The sequence below is a fragment of the Lentilactobacillus parakefiri genome (assembly GCF_002157585.1).
Taxonomy (GTDB): Bacteria; Bacillota; Bacilli; order Lactobacillales; family Lactobacillaceae; genus Lentilactobacillus; species Lentilactobacillus parakefiri.
Genome location: NZ_BDGB01000062.1, coordinates 1 through 392 on the forward strand (window position 1 = coordinate 1; position 392 = coordinate 392).

Here is a 392-nt window from a genome sequence, read left to right on the forward strand (position 1 = left end):
CTTGAGTGCAGATCCATGATGGTTGATAAGTAACACCAGCCATTACGCTTCGTTTGAATATAGGTCATATCAGCGGTCCATTTTTGATTTAAACCAGTGGTCGAGAAATCCTGCTTAAGCAAGTTGGGACGCTGTTCAACCTTGGTTTTGGAAGCCGAAGCCGCTTTCCATTTATTGACGGTAACGGAGTGGATATCCAGTTCCTTCATGAGCCGGGAAATCCGTCTTGGGCTGCACCGACGCTGCAGTGGTTGAAGTTCCAGATTCAATTCATGGTGGATCTTCATAACACCGTATCGCTGCTTAAATTCCGCAAAGATCCGCAGAATCCGTTGTTTCAAGTCCGCATCTTCGGCCCGGCGTTTTGAAGGTTTGGGGGATCGATAACGATA

At 47.2% G+C, this 392-nt stretch carries 1 protein-coding gene; it reads right to left on the bottom strand.

Annotated features, from left to right (window positions below; translation table 11 throughout):
* The coding region (locus LPKJCM_RS06610; protein ID WP_165758580.1) for an IS3 family transposase at positions 1-392 on the bottom strand (392 nt) is incomplete at both ends.